The sequence below is a fragment of the Psychromarinibacter sediminicola genome (assembly GCF_029168335.1).
Lineage (GTDB): Bacteria > Pseudomonadota > Alphaproteobacteria > Rhodobacterales > Rhodobacteraceae > Psychromarinibacter > Psychromarinibacter sediminicola.
On sequence record NZ_JARGYC010000012.1, the window covers coordinates 45,334 to 61,749 of the forward strand.

A 16,416-nucleotide genomic window follows, 5' to 3' on the forward strand; every position below is an offset into this window, starting at 1 on the left:
CCCGATGCCGGAAGCTCCCTCATCACCCAAAACCCGCCTCGACAAGTGGCTGTGGTACGCGCGCTTCTTCAAGACCCGCGGGCTGGCGGCCAAGACGGTCTCGGCCGGTCACGTCCGGGTGAACGCGACGCGGGTGTCGAAACCGGCGCACGCCGTCGGCCCGGGCGACACGCTGACCTTCGCGCAGGGCAAGCGCATCCGCGTGGTCCGCATCCTCGCCCCCGGCACACGGCGCGGCCCGGCGCCCGAGGCGCAGGCGCTCTACGACGATCTCACGCCGGCGCCCGATCCGACGCCGCCCGCGCCGAAATACGACCGCGGCGGCCGGCCGACCAAGAAAGATCGCCGCAAGGCCGACGCGGCCCGCCGAACCGACCTTGAATGATCCGCGCCGCTGGAATAGCTGTGGCCCAAGCCAAAGGCCGGAACCACCCATGACCTATATCGTCAACGACAACTGCATCGCCTGCAAATACACCGACTGCGTCGAGGTCTGCCCCGTGGACTGCTTCTACGAGGGCGAGAACATGCTGGTGATCCATCCCGACGAATGCATCGACTGCGGCGTCTGCGAGCCCGAATGCCCCGCCGAGGCGATCCTGCCCGACACCGAGCCCGACACCGAGAAATGGGTCGAGTTCAACCGCAAGTACTCCGAGATGTGGCCGGTCATCATCACCAAGAAGGATCCGCTGCCCGATGCCGAGGAGCGCGACGGCGAATCCGGCAAGCTGGAGAAGTACTTCTCGGAAAATCCCGGCGAGGGCGGCTGAAGCCCCGATTCGGCACGTCAGCATCGTTGACGTAACGTTTCGCCGGCCGGGATCCAAAATTCGGCATTGTCAAGCCGCTGAAAACGCATGTTTTTGGCCGGCGCCGGCTGTGTGGTGCTTTGAATCTGAGCGTTTTTCTGCTATATTCTCGTCATATCGACGCTGGTAACCCGATGCCACCCGCAGGGGCTCTGTTCCTGAGGATGGTTTTTTTGGCGCCACTGTCCGGATTTCTCTGGGGGAAAGCCGGGCGCCGGGGAGCTTCGTCACGGGCCCTGACGGGCCTTCCGAGGAAGGACGCTGCATGACTAAGACGAAGAAGATGGAATTCCGCCCGAACGATTACGTGGTCTACCCGGCGCATGGCGTCGGCCAGATCGTGTCGATCGAAGAGCAGGAGATCGCCGGCATCAAGCTGGAACTGTTCGTGATCTCGTTCGAGAAGGACAAGATGACCCTGCGCGTGCCCACGCACAAGGCGACCGAGGCCGGGCTGCGCTCGCTGTCGACGCCCGACATCGTCAGCCAGGCGATGAAGACGCTGAAGGGCAAGGCGAAGGTGAAGCGCGCCATGTGGTCGCGCCGGGCGCAGGAATACGAACAGAAGATCAACTCGGGCGACCTGATCGCGATCGCCGAGGTCGTGCGCGACCTGCACCGCACCGACGACCAGCGCGAGCAGTCCTATTCCGAGCGGCAGCTTTACGAGGCCGCGCTGGAGCGTCTGACGCGCGAGGTCGCGGCCGTCTCCGGCTCCGACGAGATCGCCGCGCAGAAGCAGGTGGACGACGTGCTGATCACCCGCGCCGCCTGAGCCGCAAGGTTTCCTGTCGTGGGGCCGTCGCCTTCGGGCGGCGGCCTTTTTTTGGCCTTTTTCTCGGGCTCACACGGCCGCGGCGCAGAGCGCCAGGACCGCGATCTCGCAGATCTGCTGGGTGGCGCCCAGCACGTCGCCGGTCTGCCCGCCGAGCTTCGCCCGCGCGATCGCGGCGCAGCCCAGCGCCAGCATCGCCGTCACCGCGCAGACCGCCAGCCCGTAGGCCCCCAGCAGCACAAGCGCCGCCGCCAGCGCCAGCAGGAGGCCCAACGCGACCGTGGCGCGCGCCGGCCGGCCCACATGCCGCGACAGCCCGTCCGCCCGCGCCGGCGGCAGCTCGGCCATCAGCACCGCCATCGGCGCCCGCGACAGCATCGCCGCCGCCAGCACTGACGCCGCCAGGCCGCCCGTGCCCACGATCTCGGCCAGCGCCGCCCAGCGCAGGCCGAGGGACAGCACCAGCGCGATCACGCCGTAGCTGCCAATGCGGCTGTCCTTCATGATCTCCAGCCGCCGCGCCGGCTCGGCTCCGCCCCAGAGCCCGTCCGCCACATCCGCCAGCCCGTCCTCGTGCAGCGCGCCCGTCACGACGACCGACGCGGCCAGAACCAGCCCGGCGGTCACGCCGTCGGGCAAGCCCAGCCATGCCGCCATGCCGCCCGCAACGGCGGCGATCAGCCCCACCGCGAGCCCCGCGAGCGGCCACGCCCAGGCCGCGGCCGCGCCCCGGTCGCCCCCAAGCGCCGGCAGCGGCAACCGTGTCAGCAGTGCCAGCGCCGTCCCGATATCGCCGGGGACCGCCAGCGCCGGATTTCGCCCTGTTCTCTCCATGCACGACCCGATAGACCGAAAGCCCGACCGCACGCAACGAGAGACCCGCATGGCCCCGACGACTCCCGCCGACCTCGCCTCGATCCGCGCCGCCCTCGCCAGCCTGCCCGGCCCGGACCGGGACGCACAGGTCGCCGCGGCCGACCGCAATGCGCAGCTGACCAAGCCCCCCGCGGCGCTCGGCCGGCTGGAGGAGCTGGCGCAGTGGTACGCGGGTTGGCGCGGCGAGGCCCGGCCGCGGCTGCGGGCGCCGCAGATCGTCGTCTTCGCGGCCAATCACGGCATCGCGGCGCGCGGCGTCTCTGCCTTTCCAGCCGAGGTGACCACCCAGATGGTTGCCAACTTCCGCGCCGGCGGGGCGGCGATCAACCAGCTGGGCCGGGCGTTCGGCGCCCGTGTCGATGTCCACGAGCTGTCGCTCGACACGCCGACCGCCGATTTCACCGCGGCGCCCGCGATGGACGAGGCCGGCTTCCTCGCCGCGCTGCGCACCGGATGGGACGCGGTCGATCCCGCCGCCGACCTGCTGGTCGCGGGCGAGATGGGCATCGGCAACACCACCGCCGCCGCCGCCGTCGCCGCCGGGCTGTTCGGCGGCGCGGCCGAGGACTGGGTCGGCCGCGGCACCGGGGTGGACGCCGAGGGGCTCGCCCTCAAGGCGCGCGTCGTCGCCGAGGGGCTCGACCGCCACCGCGACGCCCTGCCCGACCCGCTGGAGGTTCTGCGCCGCCTCGGCGGCCGCGAACTGGCGGCGATGACGGGCGCGATCCTCGCCGCGCGGCACCTGCGGGTGCCCGTCATCCTCGACGGTTTCATCTGCTGCGCCGCCGCCGCCACGTTGGACCGCGCCGCGCCGGGCGCGCTCGATCATTGCGTCGCCGGGCATCTTTCGGCCGAGACCGCGCATGCCCGCCTGCTCGACGCGCTCGGCAAACAGCCGCTCCTGTCGCTCGGCATGCGGCTCGGCGAAGGCTCGGGCGCGGCGCTCGCCATCGGCGTGGTCAAGGGGGCGCTGGCCTGCCATTCCGGCATGGCCACCTTCGCCGAGGCCGGCGTCTCCGGCGGCTGACGCCGGAGACGGAAAAATCTTCCAAAGATTTTTCCCGGCAGGATTTTCCCAAAATCCTGCCCCACGATCTTTCCAAGATCGTGCCCCCGCTCAGCTGGCTTCCTTCGAATCCTCCGCCGACTGCCGTAGCAGCGCCGCCTCCAGTTCGGCGTTCAGCTCCCGCGTCCGTTCGATGTATTCGGGGTTCTGGTCGATCGGAACGCCCGGTTTCCACACCTCCGCCAGCGAACGCACCGCCTGCCGGTCGTACTTGAAGTACGTCCGTTCCAGCTCGGCCGCCTCGTAATCGGTGAGCCCCATATTCTCCAGCACGTAGCGTCCGGCGCGCAGGGACGAATCGAACAGCTCGCGCACGATGTCGTTCGCCCCGGCGCGGTAGAGCTGGTAGACATGCACCCGGTCGCGCGCCCGCGCCACGATATGCAGGTCCGGTCGCTCGCGCCGCGCATAGGCCACCAGCCGTGTGACCGCCTCGCGTCCGTCCAGCGCCACGACCAGCACTTTCGCCTCCATCAGCCCGGCCGCGCGCAGCACATCCGGCCGCGTCGGGTCGCCGAAATAGCCCTTGAAGCCGAATTTCCGCATCAGCTGGATCGTCTGCAGGTTGTTGTCCAGCACCGTCGTCCGGAAGCCCGACATCTGTACCATCCGGTTCACGGCCTGTCCGAACCGCCCCATCCCGGCGATGATGATCGGCCCCTCGGCGCCGATGTCGTCCTCGCGCGGGCCGTCCTCGGGCTCGGCCCCCCAGCGGCTCAGGAACTCCTGCGCCAGGAACATCAGCGGCGTCAGCAGCATCGACAGAGCCACGATCAGAAGCAGGTTCTGCGACATCGTCGCCGACAAGACCCCCTGCTGCTGCGAGAACGACAGCAGGACAAAGCCGAATTCCCCCGCCTGCGCCAGCCCCAGCGTGAACAGCCACTGGTCGCGGCGCCGGAGCTTGAACATCCGGCCCAGCCCGAACAGGACCACGCCCTTGATCACCATGATCGCCAGCGTCAGGCCGATCAGCAGGAACGGCTGCGCAAAGAAGATCTGCACGTTGATGCCCGCGCCCACGGTGATGAAGAACAGGCCCAGCAGCAGGCCCTTGAACGGCTCGATGTTCGATTCCAGCTCGTGGCGAAGCTCGGAATTGGCCAGCACCACCCCCGCGAGGAAGGTCCCCAGCGCCGGCGACAGGCCGACCAGCGTCATCACGAAGGCGACGCCGATCACGATTAGAAGCGCGAAGGCGGTGTAGAGTTCGCGCAGGCGCGCAGTGTGGATGAAGTGAAACAGCGGCCGGATCAGGTAGATGCCGCCCAGGATCACGGCCGCGACCACCGCCATCGTCACCAGCGTCGCGCCCCAGCCCGGCAGTCCCTCGACCAGCGACATCGCCGCCGCGTGGCCGTCGCCGCCGGCCCCCTCCCCGTGCGGGACCGCGGGGCTCGCCGGCCGGTTCATCGAGCCGTCGGGATTGAAGAACGGCCGCGGCGCGGCGGCCAGGAGCGGCAGCAGGATCAGCATCGGGATCACCGCGATATCCTGCGTCAGCAGGACCGAGAAGGCCGACCGCCCGCCGCTGGTCTGGATCAGCCCCTTCTCCGACAGCGTCTGCAGCACGATCGCGGTCGAGGACAGGGCGAAGATCATGCCTATGGCGAGGCCCGTGGCCAATGGCTGGCCCAGCGCCACCGCGCCCGCGGCGATCAGCGCCACGGTGATCAGGATCTGCATCACCCCCAGCCCCAGCAGCCGGTCGCGCATGTCCCACAGCGCGCGGGGGTCCATCTCCAGCCCGATCAGGAACAGCATCATGACGACGCCGAATTCGGCGAAATGCTGAAGGTCCCCGGTCTCGCCCACCAGATGAAAGACCGGGCCGATCAGCAGCCCTGCCACGAGATAGCCCAGCACCGACCCAAGCCCCAGCCGCGCCGCGATGGGCACGGCGATGACCGTGGTGGCAAGGTAGATCGTGGCCTGGAACAGGAATCCTTCCATCGGGGCGGCGCTTTCACGTTGGGCAGATCGCGGGGTCTCTGCGCGCGGTTATAGCATCCGCCGGGCGGCCCGATAGCCTTGTCGGGCCCAGAATTGCGCCCGCGGCCGCATTTTGCGCAACAAGGCCGCGCGGCCGGCACGCCGCGCCCATGGGCACGGCGCCCTGCGGGCCGGCCGCCGCCGACGGTCAGGTCAGCAGGCCGCGGATCGTGCCGCTCAGATCCTCGATCCGGGCGAGGCTCGCGCGGATTCGCTGCTGGATACCGTTGAGCTCGCCGATGATGTCGTTGAGGCTTTCGCGCCCCTCGTAGAGGCGCGCGCCCTCGATCTTGCACATCACCCGCGTGGTGGACAGGCCCAGGATATGCCGGTTCATCTTCTTGCAGGCGTCCAGGATGCGGCGCGTCTCCTCGGCCAGCTGATCCTGCCGCGCCCGCGCCTTCGCGCGGTAATCGGTGGCCAGCCCGTCGAGGTAGCCCCGCTCCGCCTTCAGGTCGACCGGCCCCAGCGCGTGCCGCTCGGTGTCGAGCTGCCGGGCGCATTCGTTCAGCAACCGGACCATGCATTCGATGAACATGCTCTCGCTGACCGTGCCCTCGATCGAGCCGAAATTGCTGCTCTCGCCCACAACGTTGGTCTGGAACCAGCGCGACATCTCGCGCGACATGCCGCCGTAATTGGTCGACAGGGTCGAGATCGGCCCGCCGTTCGGCTCCAGCCGCGAGGCGATCACGCGCATGTTGTGCGGGATGATCTCGGTCATCGCGAATTCGCGTACCAGCATGTCGGTTTCCGACTTCAGCGATTCGGCGCAGTCCAGCATCGTCCGGAAGCCGCCGATGCACTGGTCCTGGCCGAGCCCCAGCCCGGCGTCGCGCGCCATCAGTTCCTCGCTCAGCGCATGGGCGGCAAAGCGGGGATAGTCGGGAAACCCCATCGCCGCGATGCGCTCCTGCATCCAGGCGGCGCTGTCCTGCGGGCTCAGGCCCTGGTCGCGCTCCTGCCGGACCTGTTCGGCATAGAGCTCTTCCACCTGGTCGCGAAGCTCGCTCGTGGGCTTGATCCGGGCCGAAAGATAGCCGTCGCCGCAGGGCATCGCCACGGCGAAGACCCAATAGGACAACCCGTCGCGGGCGCGATTCCTGACATAGGCGCCGATCGTCTCGCCGCGCTTGATCCTGTCCCAGAACAGCCAGAACAGCCCCTTGGGCATGTCGGGATGGCGGATGACCTTGTGCGGCGCGCCCAGCATCGCGTCCCAGTCGTAATCCGCGACCCGGCGGAAGACGTTGTTGCCGGCCCGGATCACGCCGCGCGCGTCGGTGCGCGAGAAGAACACCTCGTCCAATTGGAACGGCGCCTCGCCATGCTGCGGGCGCGCCGCGCGCGCGCGGTCGTCGCCGGACCGCGCGCCGGACGTGTCGCCATCGGGCGGCCCGTCGCCGGCGGCCTCCTCCGCCGTGTCGGGGCCGTCCCCGGCCTCTGCGCCCGCCGGCGCGACCGACTCGGCGATGTCGTTGTCCCAGCTTTCGACCGTATCCATGAAAACAAGCTCCGCACCTGACGCGACCACGCATAACGGTAATCCCTTGCCAGGGTCTTAAGGCGTCAGGTCGGAAGCGGCGCGTCCGCCTTGATCTGGTCCATCACGATCTGGCTCTGCACCCGGGCCACGGCCGGATGCGGCAACAACACGTGGTGGATCAACTCGTTCAGCCCCGTCAGGTCGGCGCAATAGACCCGCAGCAGGTAATCGGCCTCGCCGGTCAGCGTCCAGGCGCTGACGATCTCGGGCCGGAACGCGACGATTCGCGTAAAGCCCTTCACCTTCTCCGGCTCGTGCGTCGCCATCTGCACCTGCACGAAGGCCTGGACGGTCAGGCCCAGCCGCTTCGGGTTCAGCCGCGCCGCGTAGCGCTCGATGAACCCCGCCTGCTCCAGCCGCTGGCGCCGGCGGCCCGCCTGGCTGGGGCTGAGGTTGAGCACCGCGCCCAGCTGTTCCGCCGTCGCCTGCGCGTCCGCCTGCAGCGCCGCCAGAAGGCGTTTGTCGGTGTCGTCCAGATCCATGCGGGAATGATGCACCCTCCGGGCCAATTCCGTCAAACCCGCGCATCCCGTGCGCAAACTGTGAACCAGAATGCGCAGAAATCCTGCATCCGCGCCGCTACATTTCCCGGTGAATCATGAAGGAGAGGAGGAACACCCATGGGCCCCTTCCCGCACGACCGCCCGAAATCCGAGATCACGGCCGAGAACCCGGCCGGCACCGACGGCTTTGAATTCGTCGAATTCGCCCATCCCGAACCGGAAAAACTGCGCGAGCTGTTCGCCCGCATGGGCTATGAACATGTCGCCAACCACAAGAGCAAGGCGATCGAGCTCTGGCAGCAGGGCGACATCACCTATGTGATCAACGACGAGCCGGGCAGCCACGCCCGCGCCTTCGTCGAGGAACACGGCCCCTGCGCCCCGTCGATGGCCTGGCGCGTGGTGGACGCGCGGCACGCCTTCGACCACGCGGTCGCCAAGGGCGCCGAGCCCTACGAGGACGACGGCAAGACGATGGACGTCCCCGCGATCCGCGGCATCGGCGGCTCGCTGATCTACTTCATCGAGGACTATTACGAGACCTCGCCCTATAACGGCGAGTTCGACTGGATCCGGCAGTCCAAGCCCGAGGGCGTCGGCTTCTACTACCTCGACCACCTGACCCACAACGTCCACAAGGGCAACATGGACAAGTGGTTCGGCTTCTACGGCGACCTGTTCAACTTCCGCGAGATCCGCTTCTTCGACATCTCGGGCAAGTATACCGGGCTGACCAGCCGCGCGCTGACCTCGCCCTGCGGCCGCATCCGCATCCCGATCAACGAGGACCGCGGCGAGACCGGGCAGATCGTCGAATACCTCAAGCGCTACAACGGCGAGGGCATCCAGCACATCGCCGTGGGCACCGACGGGATCTACGACTCGGTCGACGCCATCGCCGAGAAGGGGCTGAAATTCATGCCCACCCCGCCGCGGACCTATTACGAGATGAGCTACGACCGCGTGCAGGGGCACGAGGAACCGCTCGACCGGATGCAGAAGCATGGCATCCTGATCGACGGCGAGGGCGTCGTGGATGGCGGCGAGACCAAGATCCTCCTGCAGATCTTCTCGAAGACCGTGATCGGCCCGATCTTCTTCGAGTTCATCCAGCGCAAGGGCGACGACGGCTTCGGCGAGGGCAACTTCAAGGCGCTCTTCGAATCCATCGAACAGGACCAGATCGAACGCGGCGTGCTGAAAGAGGACACCGCCGCGGAATAGCTTCCACTCGCGGAAGACCACCCGGGACGGGGCCCGCCACGCGCGCGCCCCGTCCCGGCGTGCGTTCGCGAGAGCCTTCGAACAGGGGCGACACGGCGCCGTTCGCAGAAAATATCTTGCGCGGCAGCGCGCCTTTCGGCAGCGGCCCGCCCGCGGATCAGCCGCTCGTGGGCAGGGTCAGCGTGATCGTCCGGCCCCGCTTGACATAGCTCAGCCGGTCGTCGCCGATGGCCGCCACCTGGCCGCCATCCACCTCGTCGCCCACCTGCACCTTCACGTAGCGGCCGGAGGCCAGCCGCACCAGCGCCCGGCGGTTGCTGGCCGAGCCGTAGATGCCGATCAGGTTCACCCGGTTCAGCCGCAGCGCGTTCTCGTCCGTCGCCGTGGCGGCGACCGAGGCGCTGGTGGGGATCTCGGGCGCCCGGACCGGGACCGAGACGTCGGGCGTCGGATCGTTCGCCGCCGTCTCCTCCTGCGGTGGGGCCGGCGCGGTGGCCGCCTCGTCCAGCGCCGCCTGCACCACCGAGGCAAAGCCCGCCGGGCGGGTGGCCGGCGTCAGCGAGGCGGCCACGGCCAGCTCGGTGGCATCCTCGAACGTCTGCTCTTCGACCGCGGCCTCCGCCTCGCCGTCCAGCGCGGCGGTCTCTTCCTCCAGCAACTCGCCCGCCAGCGACGGGTTGTTGTCCCCCCGCCCCGGCACCTCGGTGCCCGGGCGCAGCGGCGGCACCACATCGGCGTAGTCGATCAGCGGATCGTCCGGATCCGGCTCCGGCACGGCCTCCGTTTCCGCCTCCGTTTCCGCCGCGGGACCGTCGCCCGCCGTGCCGGCCGTGTCCGCGGGCGTCGCCGCGGCCAGCTCGACGGTCGCCTCCCCCGGCCGTTCCGTCGGCCGGATCGCGGCCAGTTCCTCGCGCGTCAGGCCGCCGAAGCGGGCCCGCTCCTCGGCCTCGGCCAGGTCGCTCTCGTCCAGGATCGGCGCCAGGTCGGACACCCTCTCGGGATCCAGCGCGGCGGTCTCCTCCGCCGCGGCGGCGGCCGCTTCGCCCTCGGGCGCCGCGCCGGCCTCCTCCGCCGGCGGCGCCGCGGCCTCGACGATCTCTTCCGGCCGCAGCGGCGGCGCTTCGGCCGGCGTCTCGACCGCCAGCTCGGTCTCTTCGGCCGGCGTCTCCAGACCCGGCGCCTCGCGCAGCTGGCTATCGTCCACCGGCGGCTCGGTGCCCGGACGCGGCGGCGGCACCACCGAGGGCTCGCCCCGATAGACCATCACGCCCTTGGGCGACAGCGCGCCCTCCTCGGTCGCCCGCACCAGCCCGCGCGCGTCCAGATCGAACTCGACCAGCGGCAGCGGCGGCCGCCCAGCCGTCGCCGGCGTCGGCGCCTCGGGCACCAGCGCCTCCGCCTCGGGCAGCCCCCGCTCCGCCGGCTCGGCCAGCGCCACGTCGGCCGAGGACAGCACGGTGCCGTCGATCCGGTCGATGCCGGGGCTGTCTATCGCCGGCGGCGCCAGCACTGATACCCCGGTCCGCTCGTAGATCGCCTCGGCCTCCGCCGGCGTCGGCGGCGCCACCTGCGTCGGCGCCGGGGCCGAGACCTCCGCCTGCGGCGCGTCCTCGGAGGCGGGCGGCGCGTCCAGCCGGACGATCTCCAGCTCGTCCGGCGCCGCGCCGCCATCGGCAGGGGCGGTGATGTCGCTGCTCGGCGCGGCGCTGTCGGCCAGTTCCGGCGCGATCGTCGCGATGTCGGAGGGCGGCGTGTCGTCCAGCGACGTGGCGCCGGAAGCCCCCGCCGCAGTATCCTCCGCCGGCGCCTCGGGCACGGCGGGCGGCTCCGCCGCGCTGGTGTCGATCCCGGGCGTCTCGGGAAGCGCCGGGGACGCCGCGGCCAGCTCCGGCGGCGTATCGCCCGCCCCGGTGACCGCCGGCGGCGTCTCCTCGGGCGCGGCGGGCGGCGTCGCGGCGCCCTCCGTCTCGACCCGCGGCGCGTCCGGCGCGACGGGCGGCGTCTCGTCGGGCTCCGGCTGCAGCGCCGTCACCTCGATCCCCGGCAGCGGCACCGACGGCTCGACCGGCGGCGTATCCTCGGCCGGCGCCTCCGTAGCCGCCTCCGACCCCGCACCCGCCGCATCCGGCTCGGCCCCGTCCGGCAGGCCGGCGATCTCCGGCTCCGGCTCGGTCGCCGGGGTCAGCGTGTCGGGCACGATCACCGGCGCCGGCTCTTCCGCTTCGGTCACCGCCGGCTCGTCGCCGAGCCCGAACCAGCCCGAGGCGACGTCGTCCATGAGCCAGGTCGACCACAGCGCCACCGCCGCCAGCGCCAGCAGCACGATGAGCGTCAGCGCCGCGCCCAAGAAGCGCGGACGCGCCCGCGGCGGCACCTGCCCGCGCGCGCCGAACACCGTCATCGCATCGGCCTCGGTCGCCGTGACCGGCCGCGCTTTTTCCGGCTTCGACGGCGGGGCCGAGGGCCGGTCGAAGGTCGTCGCCGGCCCCTTCAGCGCCGTCGCCATCTCCTCGGCGGCCGAGCTCTCGCGCGCCGCCTTGTCCCGGCCGCTCATCCGCCCCAGCGTGTCCGCCAGCCGGCCGCGCCCCTTGCGCTCCGGCACCGCAGCGCCCAACGCGGTGTCGGCGGCCATGTCCATCACCGGGTCGGCCTTCTTCGCCAGTTCCGGCGCCTCCGGATTGACGGCCGCCGCGCGGGCGGCGGGCGAGGCGGGATCGGTCGAGCGCGGCGTGATCTTCACCGGCGGCGGCAGCGGCGCGCCGTTGACCCGCTTCACCGGCGGCACCCGGCGCGGCCCCGGGGCGCTCTCCTCCGGCGCGGCCCCGGCGGAAGGCGCGTCGTCGGCGCCCTCGGGCGCAGCGCTCTCGGGCGACGTGGTCTCGGGCGCAGCGGCCTCGTTCTCCGGCGGCGCAACCCGCACGGCGGGGCGGCTCTCCACCGGCGGCAGATCCTCCACCTTCGGCCCGGCGGGCGGCGCTTCGGGCGCCGGCGCGGCAGCGGCCGGCGGCACGGCATGACCGTTGACATGCGCCGCAGCGCCCCGGCGCGACGCAAAGGACAGCGGCACCTCCGGCTCGGGCTCCGCCGTAGCCTCGCTGTCGTCCGGCGCGGCCTGGGAATGCGAGAAGACCACGCCGCCCTCCGCGGCCTCTGGGGCCTCCGTCGCCGCCTCGTGCTCCGGCCCGGCCCCGCCCGGCACCGGATCGCCAGGCGCGGCCTCCGCCTCTTCGACGGCCGCCACCGCCGCGCCCCCGCGCCCCCGCCGCGGCTTCGGCGCCGACGCCTCCGCCGGCTCCGGCGCGTCGCCCAGCTTGCCCAGAACCTCGATCCGCCGCTTGTCCGGTTCGACCGTCTCGCCGCCCTCCAGCAGCCGCGCCGCATGCCGCGTCGGGCCGAAGAACGGCTCGCCGTCGAACTCCCCCTTCGCCGGCATCGCGACGAAGGAGACCGGGTTGAACCGGTACTGGGTCGCGAAGGTCTCCGCCTCGGCCAGCGTCGCGCGCGTGACCACGGCGACCTGCGCCTTGCCCTTCTTCATCTTCCAGTCGAAGACCAGATCGCTCGGATCGTACGGCGTCAACCCCACCAGCGCGTCGCGAATCTGCGCGATCCGGTCCGCCCGGCTCGGCCCCGGCGCGTCCACCTCGACATAGAGGATCTGCGAGTTCGGGATCACCAGCTTGGTGGTCATACCCTCCGCTTCCAGATCCGCCGCCGTGCGCCGCAGAACCACCAGCTCGTCGACCAGATCGGGCGCATCCAGCGACACGTCGCCCACGCTCAGCCAGCCGGCCTGGGCCCGGTGCAAAAGGCTGATTCCGTCATGCGAGAGGTTCAGGGCGAAACTGGGTTTCATGCGTGCCGTCTATAATATGTCGGGGAGGCGCGTGGGAGTCGCGCTCCCGTGTGGAGGGCTGTTTAAAGCAACAAACCGCCGAGATAAAGCAAAACACCCGCCCGCGACCTTGCGACGCCGCCCGCAACACCCGACAGTTGCCGCAATCGTGAAAGGCCCTCGACCATGCGCGCCCTCGCTCTGCTGCTGACCGTTCTGTTCGTGCTGCCCGCCGCGGCGCAGGAGCCGCCCCACCGCCTCACCGTCACCGGCGAGGGCCAGGTGGCCCAGCCCCCCGACATGGCGGTGCTGACCCTGGGCGTCACGACCGAGGCGAAGGAGCCCGCCCGCGCCATGGATGCGGCCTCCGCCGCCACCGCCGGCATCCTCGACACGCTGGCCGCCGCCGGCCTCGCCGACACCGACGTGCAGACCGGCGAACTGACCCTCTCGCCGATCCGGTCCAGCGCCTCCACCACGGAGGGAGAGCGCATCACCGGCTTCCGCGCCACCAACATCGTCACCGCGAAACTGCGCGATCTCGACCGCCTGGGCGCGGTGCTGGGCGCCGTCCTCGATGCCGGCGCCAACACCTTCCGCGGCCTGCGCTTCGACCTGCAGGATCCGGCCCCCGCCCGCGACGAGGCCCGCCGCCGCGCCGTGGCCGACGCGATGCACAAGGCCGAACTCTTCGCCGACGCCGCCGGCCTCACCCTCGGCCCGGTGCTCGAATTCAACGAATCGCCCGGCTCCGGCCGCCCCGAGATGATGCGCGCCGCGGCCGCCGCCCCGGTCCCCGTCGCCGAAGGCGAGGTCACCATCAGCGCCGAGGTCACCATGGTCTTCCAGATCACCGGCCCCTGACGCCGTCCCCCTGGGCCTCTTCTCGTTCCAAATACGCAATCCGCCCCGCGCCCCACGCGACCACGCCGGCCCCGGCACACCGGCGCCAAGGGCGAAGCCACCACCAGCGCCGAAACCGCCATGGTCCTCGCACTCACCGGCCCGCAACGACCGCCCCCCGGGCTTCTTCTCGTTGAAAAATACGCACGCCCGACAGCGCCACAGGAGACCACCCCCGCCACGGCGCGACACCTCCCCACGGGCGGAAAAAAGCGTCGCGCGGCAGCGCGGCCATATGCCAGCCGCCGCTCAGATCTCGATCCGCTGGAACGAATCCCGCAGCGCCTGGCTCCAGGCCTCGGACATCCGGCGGAAGCCCTCGTCCTGCGCCTCGATCCGTCGCTGATCGGTGACCCGGCAGGCGTCGCGCTCGATCACCGCCAGATCCAGCGGCATCCCCACCGACAGGTTCGACCGCAGCGTCGAATCCATGCTCAGCAGCACCGCCTTCTGCGCATCCGCCAGCGAGGTCTCCGGCCGCACCACGCGGTCCAGGATCGGCTTGCCGTACTTGTGCTCGCCGATCTGCAGGAACGGCGTGTCGCGCGTGGCCTCGATGAAATTCCCCTCGGGATAGATCAGGAACAGCCGCATCGCCCCGCCGCGCCGCTGCCCGGCCACCACCATGCTGGCGCTCGCGCGCTCCGCGCCGGCGGTCATCCGCGAGGCGATGTCGCTGGACACCTCGGCCAGCGTGTCGCCCACGATCTCGGCCACCCGCAGCATCGTCTCGGCCGTCAGGATCGAATCGCCCGCGTCCGGGCTGCGGTCCTTCGCCGCCTCGTCCAGCCGCGCCAGCGCGGTCTGCGTCACGCTCAGCGACCCGGCGGTGAGAATGCCGATCACCCGCTCGCCCGGCTCCTCGAACAGGAACATCTTGCGATAGGTCGAGATGTTGTCGAGCCCGGCATTGGTCCGGGTGTCGGACAGCATCACGATGCCGGCATCCAGAAGAAGCCCCACGCAATAGGTCATGTCCCGGCCCGTGCCCCGTTCCCCGTTCCGCTACTGCTGCTGGACCTGCGCGACGTTCACCTCGACGTCAAGATATTCCGTCGCCACACCCTGCGCCACGCCCCGGATCGGCGCCGCGTCCACCGCGTCGAAGCCCGAGCCCAGCCGGATATAGCGCGCATCCGGGCAGCAGGCATTCGCCGGGTCGAACCCGACCCAGCCCAGCCCCTCCAGGAACAGCTCCGCCCAGGCATGGCTCGCCTCGGCCATCGCGTCGCCGCCTTCCGAGAACAGGTAGCCCGCGACATAGCGCGCCGGGATCCCCAAGGTCAGCGCCGCGGCGATCAGCACATGGGTTTGGTCCTGGCAGACGCCGTAGCCATGCTCCAGCGCCTCCGCCGCGGTGGTCGCGGCATCGGTCTCGCCGGGGCTGTAGACGATCGTCTCCGTCACCGTCCGCGCCAGCGCATGCGCGCGGCCCAGCCCCGTCTCCTCGCCCGCCACCGCCGCCTCCGCCAGGCGCCGCAGGCCGGTGCTGGGCCGGGTGGCCCGGCTGTGGCGCAGATAGACCGGCGGCCGCACCGTCTCGCGATGCCCGCGCAGCACCCCGTTCAGATCGGCCGTCTCGACCTCGCCCGCGACCTCGACGGTCAGCCCGCTGACCCAGCCGCGCATCGACAGCGTCTGCACCCAGTCGCCGGCCCCGTCGCGGAACCCGGCGCCGATCTGGCCGCCCTCGGCGCGGACCGACCAGTCCACCACCCGCTGGTTCTCGCAATCGGCCGGCTGCAGGCGCTGGCTCTGCACCAGGTCGCGCACCGGCTCGGCGAAACGATAGGTGGTCCGGTGCGACACGCTCAGCCTCATGCGATCCGCCCCGTCAGATAGCTCGCCCGGATCGCCTCGGCCAGCCGCCGGGTCCGGTCGATGAACCGCTGCAGGAACTCGTGCAGCCCCTCGCGCAGGATATCGTCCACCCGCGCCTCGGCCAGCTCGCCCAGCATGCCGCGCACCTCGGTCTGCGCGCCGGTCGTCCGGTGATAGGCCCGCGCCAGCACGTCGAGGCTCTCGTTGACCTCGGAGACGCAGGACAGAAGCGACCGGGGGCATTGCGTGTTCAGGATCAGGAACTCGGCGATCTTCCATGCGGTGATCTCGCCGCCATAGGCATGGTTGAACGCCCGGTAGCTGCTCAGCGCCCGAAGCAGCGTGGTCCACTGATAGTTGTCCAGCCCGGTGCCCACATAGGTCACCTCCGGCAGCAGCACGTAGTATTTCACGTCGAGCAGCCGCGCCGTGTTGTCGGCCCGCTCCACCGCATAGCCCAGCCGCAGGAACTGGAACCCGTCGTTGCGCAGCATCGACACCTGCGTCGCGCCGCGCACCAGCGCGGCGGTGCGCATCGTCCAGTCGGTCAGATCGGCCAGCGGCAGCTGGCTGCGCTCGGTCCGCTGCATCTCGCGGATCTCCTGGAAGGCGCCGTTCAGCGCGTCCCAGACCTGCCCGGTGATCGCGGTGCGCACGATGCGCCCGTTCTCGCGGGCCGCGGTGACGCAGGACAGGATCGAAGACGGGTTGTCCTTGTCGAAGAACATGTGGCTTTCGATGTTGCGCTGCACCGCGTCGCCGTATTTCTCGCGGAAGGCGGCATAGGTGCCGCCGGCCACCAGCACGCTCTCCCATTCGTTGCGATAGCCGCCGCCGATATTGGGCAAAAGCGCATTCCGCGCCCCCACTTCCAGAAGCCGCGCATTCGCCTCCGCCCGCTCCAGGTAGCGCCCGATCCAGAACAGGTTCTCCGCCGTCCGGCTCAGCATGGACAGCCCTCCGCCCCGACGCACGCCCCCCGCGGCCAGCGCACCATATCCCCTCCCCCTGCCAGGGGGAGGGCTAGGGAGGGGGTAAGCAGTTGGGTCATGGAGGGCGTCAG

At 70.7% G+C, this 16,416-nt stretch carries 14 protein-coding genes; 6 read left to right on the top strand and 8 right to left on the bottom strand.

Going from position 1 to position 16,416, the window contains the following annotated elements:
• The first annotated feature begins 4 nt into the window (after window positions 1-4).
• The 3 genes from P1J78_RS06540 to P1J78_RS06550 all read left to right on the top strand — a co-directional run bounded on the left by P1J78_RS06540 (window position 5) and on the right by P1J78_RS06550 (window position 1,587).
• Window positions 5-385 carry an Hsp15 family ribosome-associated heat shock protein gene (locus P1J78_RS06540; RefSeq protein ID WP_275566527.1) on the top strand — a complete coding sequence of 127 codons (381 nt, stop codon included), beginning with the start codon at window positions 5-7 and terminating at the stop codon, window positions 383-385.
• Between the two features lie 49 nt (window positions 386-434).
• Window positions 435-773, top strand: coding sequence for a ferredoxin FdxA (gene fdxA / locus P1J78_RS06545; RefSeq protein WP_275566528.1), 339 nt, complete (start codon window positions 435-437; stop codon window positions 771-773).
• A gap of 304 nt (window positions 774-1,077) precedes the next feature.
• Window positions 1,078-1,587, top strand: a complete 510-nt coding sequence (locus tag P1J78_RS06550) for a CarD family transcriptional regulator (protein WP_275566529.1) — start codon at window positions 1,078-1,080, stop codon at window positions 1,585-1,587.
• Window positions 1,588-1,656: 69 nt separating this feature from the next.
• On the opposite strand, the gene cobS is transcribed toward P1J78_RS06550, so the two are convergent.
• Entirely contained in the window at window positions 1,657-2,421 is a 765-nt protein-coding gene (gene cobS / locus P1J78_RS06555; RefSeq protein ID WP_275566530.1) for an adenosylcobinamide-GDP ribazoletransferase, read from the bottom strand.
• Between the two features lie 49 nt (window positions 2,422-2,470).
• Here cobS and cobT point away from each other — a divergent pair, with 49 nt between their 5' ends.
• A complete protein-coding gene (cobT, locus tag P1J78_RS06560; RefSeq protein ID WP_275566531.1) occupies window positions 2,471-3,490 on the top strand; it encodes a nicotinate-nucleotide--dimethylbenzimidazole phosphoribosyltransferase in 1,020 nt (339 codons plus the stop codon).
• A gap of 90 nt (window positions 3,491-3,580) precedes the next feature.
• On the opposite strand, the gene P1J78_RS06565 is transcribed toward cobT, so the two are convergent.
• The 3 genes from P1J78_RS06565 to P1J78_RS06575 form a co-directional block, all read right to left on the bottom strand.
• Window positions 3,581-5,482: a cation:proton antiporter domain-containing protein gene (locus P1J78_RS06565; RefSeq protein WP_275566532.1), complete on the bottom strand. Its 1,902-nt coding sequence runs from the start codon at window positions 5,480-5,482 to the stop codon at window positions 3,581-3,583.
• Between the two features lie 187 nt (window positions 5,483-5,669).
• A complete protein-coding gene (locus tag P1J78_RS06570) occupies window positions 5,670-7,025 on the bottom strand; it encodes a PAS domain-containing protein (RefSeq protein ID WP_275566533.1) in 1,356 nt (451 codons plus the stop codon).
• Between the two features lie 65 nt (window positions 7,026-7,090).
• Window positions 7,091-7,549: an Lrp/AsnC family transcriptional regulator gene (locus P1J78_RS06575; RefSeq protein ID WP_275566534.1), complete on the bottom strand. Its 459-nt coding sequence runs from the start codon at window positions 7,547-7,549 to the stop codon at window positions 7,091-7,093.
• A gap of 138 nt (window positions 7,550-7,687) precedes the next feature.
• On the opposite strand from P1J78_RS06575, the gene hppD reads away from it, so the two are divergent.
• Window positions 7,688-8,794: a 4-hydroxyphenylpyruvate dioxygenase gene (gene hppD / locus P1J78_RS06580; protein ID WP_275566535.1), complete on the top strand. Its 1,107-nt coding sequence runs from the start codon at window positions 7,688-7,690 to the stop codon at window positions 8,792-8,794.
• Window positions 8,795-8,951: 157 nt separating this feature from the next.
• Here the strand turns inward: hppD and P1J78_RS06585 are convergent, their stop codons facing one another.
• A complete protein-coding gene (locus P1J78_RS06585; protein WP_275566536.1) occupies window positions 8,952-12,650 on the bottom strand; it encodes a hypothetical protein in 3,699 nt (1,232 codons plus the stop codon).
• 165 nt (window positions 12,651-12,815) lie between these two features.
• Here P1J78_RS06585 and P1J78_RS06590 point away from each other — a divergent pair, with 165 nt between their 5' ends.
• The gene (locus P1J78_RS06590) at window positions 12,816-13,493 is read left to right on the top strand and encodes an SIMPL domain-containing protein (RefSeq protein ID WP_275566537.1); all 678 of its coding nucleotides are present in this window, start codon (window positions 12,816-12,818) and stop codon (window positions 13,491-13,493) included.
• Window positions 13,494-13,781: 288 nt separating this feature from the next.
• Here the strand turns inward: P1J78_RS06590 and P1J78_RS06595 are convergent, their stop codons facing one another.
• The 3 genes from P1J78_RS06595 to P1J78_RS06605 are packed head-to-tail and all read right to left on the bottom strand — an operon-like array spanning window position 13,782 to window position 16,303.
• Window positions 13,782-14,507 (bottom strand): proteasome-type protease, encoded by a 726-nt coding sequence (locus P1J78_RS06595; RefSeq protein ID WP_275566538.1) that lies wholly within the window; start codon window positions 14,505-14,507, stop codon window positions 13,782-13,784.
• Window positions 14,508-14,537: 30 nt separating this feature from the next.
• Window positions 14,538-15,353, bottom strand: coding sequence for a transglutaminase family protein (locus P1J78_RS06600; protein ID WP_275566539.1), 816 nt, complete (start codon window positions 15,351-15,353; stop codon window positions 14,538-14,540).
• Window positions 15,350-16,303 (bottom strand): alpha-E domain-containing protein, encoded by a 954-nt coding sequence (locus tag P1J78_RS06605; RefSeq protein WP_275566540.1) that lies wholly within the window; start codon window positions 16,301-16,303, stop codon window positions 15,350-15,352. The genes P1J78_RS06600 and P1J78_RS06605 overlap by 4 nt, the downstream gene beginning before the upstream one ends.
• Window positions 16,304-16,416 lie beyond the last annotated feature (113 nt).